2 protein-coding genes are annotated in these 3,747 nt (G+C 59.2%); one reads left to right on the top strand and one right to left on the bottom strand.

Going from position 1 to position 3,747, the window contains the following annotated elements; translation table 11 throughout:
* Positions 1-140 precede the first annotated feature (140 nt).
* On the bottom strand, positions 141-1,145 hold the full coding sequence (locus ACRXB1_RS32665) for an RluA family pseudouridine synthase (RefSeq protein ID WP_061999959.1): 1,005 nt from the start codon (positions 1,143-1,145) through the stop codon (positions 141-143).
* Positions 1,146-2,079: 934 nt separating this feature from the next.
* Here ACRXB1_RS32665 and ACRXB1_RS32670 point away from each other — a divergent pair.
* On the top strand, positions 2,080-3,747 hold a 1,668-nt coding region (locus ACRXB1_RS32670; RefSeq protein WP_449494381.1), incomplete at its 3' end, for an Rne/Rng family ribonuclease.

Raw genomic sequence — 3,747 nt, forward strand, 5'->3', positions numbered from 1 at the left:
GCCCGTTCCCGCCGATGAAGCCGCCAGCTACGTGATCGGTCTCGGCCTGCGGCCTGGATGCTGCGCGTGATGTGCGCCGTGGAGTCCATCAGGGTGCCGTCCCAGTCGAAGACAATCAGGTCGAATTGCTGACGCGCCATTTACTGTGTCTCTCTGGAAGATTGTTTGAGTTGTTCGATAAACCGTTTGCATTCGGCCGGCAGCGGCGCCTCGACCTGCAATGTCTCGCCCGTCGACGGATGCACGAGTTTCAGCCGGAAAGCGTGCAGGAACATGCGTTTGAGCGACGGATCGGCGTTCGGGCGGACGAGATTCTTGTTCAGCGCAAAGTCGCCATATTTGGCGTCGCCGGCGATCGGCAAGCCGATGTGCGCCATGTGCACCCGGATCTGGTGCGTGCGGCCGGTTTTCAGTTCGGCCTCGACCCACGCGTATTCGTCAAAACGTTCGATCAGGTTGAAAACCGTGTGCGATGCCAGTCCGTCGTCCTGAACCCGCACGCGGCGCTCGCCCTCGGGCGTCAGATATTTGTGCAAGGATTCTTTCACGATCCTTCGACGTCCCCAGCCCGCCAGCCAGTCGCCGTGACCGACGGCCTGATAGCGTTTGTCGATCTTGTTTTCGCGCATCTGTTCGTGCAGGTTCACGAGCGCCGAGCGCTTCTTCGCGAGCATCAGCACGCCGGACGTCTCGCGATCCAGCCGATGCACCAGCTCAAGGAACTTTGCCTGCGGACGCGCGTTGCGCAATTGTTCGATCACACCGAAGGCTACGCCGCTGCCACCGTGAACAGCGACACCGGCGGGTTTGTCGATGACGATCAGATGATCGTCTTCAAACAGTATGGGGAATTCGGCCGCGGGCGCATTGGAAGAAACGGGTGTCTCGTCCAGTTGAGCGGTCCGGATAGGCGGCACGCGCACCAGGTCGCCCATTTCCAGCCGATATGCCGCGTCGATGCGCCCTTTGTTCACACGAACTTCACCGCTACGCAAAATCCGGTAAATGTGACTTTTCGGCACGCCTTTGCAGACGCGAAGTAGAAAATTATCGATGCGCTGACCCGCCGCATTTTCGTCGATCTCGATCATCGAGACCTGTTCGCTTGCGACCTTTTTATGGGATGTTTTGCCTAACTCATTCATTCTGAATATAATTTGCGGACAGTCTGGAAAAAGCCACTAAGCTGGCCGGATGTCTCAGACTGTACAGGTGCAAGCGGATAACCGTTATTTTACTTGCGCCCAGGGCCAGTTGCTCACCCGGAAAACGGAGTAACGAGTTGCACGCACGGCGATATCGCGCGGCAGGGACGGTGCCCACAGGCGCGTTCGGTCGAGTCGATCGCCGACACGGTAACGGATTTTTGGCGATCAAGAATTTTATCGGCGTGAGTTGATGAAGGCCGATTTTTATTCGGCTTATTTCCGGATTCGACCCCGGGTATCAGGCAGGTATCGAGACGATATTGGGCGGGTACCAGGTATTGGGTGAACGGAACATCGGCTCTTTGCCGTAGCGAAGAAAACAAGGGTCTGCTGCAAGCTGCGCTGAAACGGGCGAAGCGTGGCGGACATTGTCATAAGGTGAGACACCCAACGCGGTTATCGGGCGCTTCGAGCGCCTGAGAAGCCACAACGGCAGTCTGCCGCAGTTTTGAAGAAAGCCTGGCGGTTTTGCTGGATTGCGCTGCTTGTACATTTTGTTGCGCAGAAAACGCCGGCTGGGAAGAGACTGCTGCAGGATGCATCCGGCTGCTGCTGGCTGCGCTGCCGGCTCCTCGATTCGTTTGACGGACGTCGAGCCGCAGTGCTGTGCCGCTTAAGCCGACAGCCGTCGAATCACGGCGTGTCAAACCTGTTCGCATGTGCCCAGGGCTTTCTGCCTGTCGCGACGCATCTCGTCGCACATTGGTGGCAAAGCCCGCTCCAGGCAATTCTCCGAGCCAGAACTCCCGCTCCAGCGTGCTTTGTGACAACAAACACATAAGCGCGGCGCGCCCGCCCTCCTGCTTCACGCGACTGACAAACGCGCGAATTCGCTCGACGGGGGCCGGCAGAGCCGCTCTGGAGCCGTCCAATGAAACGCATGCTGTTTAACGCGACGCAGCAAGAAGAATTGCGCGTCGCTATCGTCGATGGGCAAAAACTCATCGACATCGACATTGAAACCGCCGGGCGCGAACAGCGCAAAGGCAACATCTACAAGGGAGTCGTCACCCGCATCGAGCCGTCGCTCGAAGCCTGTTTTGTGAACTACGGCGAAGACCGCCATGGTTTCCTGCCGTTCAAGGAAGTTGCCCGCCAGTACTTCAAGGACGGCGTGGACATGCGCTCCGCGCGCATCCAGGACGCGCTGCGCGAAGGCCAGGAACTGATCGTCCAGGTCGAGAAGGAAGAGCGCGGCAACAAGGGCGCGGCCCTGACCACGTTCATTTCGCTCGCCGGACGTTACCTTGTCCTGATGCCGAACAACCCGCGTGGCGGCGGTGTATCGCGCCGGATCGAGGGCGACGAACGCCAGGAATTGCGCGAAACGATGGCCCAGCTCGACTTGCCGGAAGGCATGAGCATCATCGCGCGTACGGCAGGGATCGGCCGCTCGGCTGAAGAACTGCAGTGGGATTTGAACTACCTGATGCAATTGTGGCGCGCGGTGGAAGCGGCGTCGCAAAGCGGCGTAGCCGGCAAGCCGATGCTGATTTATCTCGAATCCAGCCTCGTGATCCGCGCGATCCGCGATTACTTCCAGCCGGATATCGGCGAAATCCTGATCGATACCACCGAGATCCATGACCAGGCCAGCGCCTTCATGGACATCGTGATGCCGGATAACTTGAGCAAAGTTAAACGCTATCACGACGACGTACCCCTCTTCTCCCGTTTCCAGATCGAACACCAGATCGAGACCGCGTATTCGCGCACGGTGCCGTTGCCTTCGGGCGGCGCGATCGTGATCGACCACACGGAAGCGCTAGTTGCCATCGACGTGAACTCGGCTCGCTCGACCAAGGGCGCGGACATCGAGGAAACGGCGACACGCACGAACCTCGAAGCCGCCGACGAAGTCGCGCGCCAGTTGCGCCTGCGCGATCTGGGCGGCTTGATCGTGATCGACTTTATCGATATGGAGTCGGCCAAGAGCCAGCGCGAAGTCGAGCAGCGCCTGAAAGACGCGTTGAAGCACGATCGTGCGCGCGTACAAATGGGCAAGATTTCGCGCTTCGGTTTGATGGAACTGTCGCGTCAGCGCCTGCGTCCGGCGTTGTCCGAAGGCAGCCATGTGACCTGCCCTCGTTGTAACGGCACCGGCCATATCCGTGACACCGAATCGTCCGCGCTGCAAGTGCTGCGGATCATTCAGGAAGAAGCAATGAAGGAAAACACCGCGGCAATTCATTGCCAGGTGCCGGTGGAAGTCACCGCTTTCCTGCTGAACGAAAAGCGTTCGGAAATCAACAAGATCGAGTCGCGTTTCAAGGTCAACGTCGTGTTGATCCCGAACAAGCATCTCGAAACGCCGCACTACAAGCTGGAACGCCTGCGTCACGACGATACACGTCTGGACGAGCCGCGTGCATCGTGGAAGATGGCCGAGGAAGCCGCGCACGAACTGGAATCCGAAACGGGTTACAGCAAGCGCACCGAGGAAGTGAAGCCCAAGCAGGAAGCGATGGTCAAGGGCATCACGCCAGCTTCTCCCGCGCCTAGCGCGCCGGTGAGGTCGCGGCGGCTCCGGTCGCGGCAA

The organism is Caballeronia sp. M23-90, assembly GCF_053574605.1.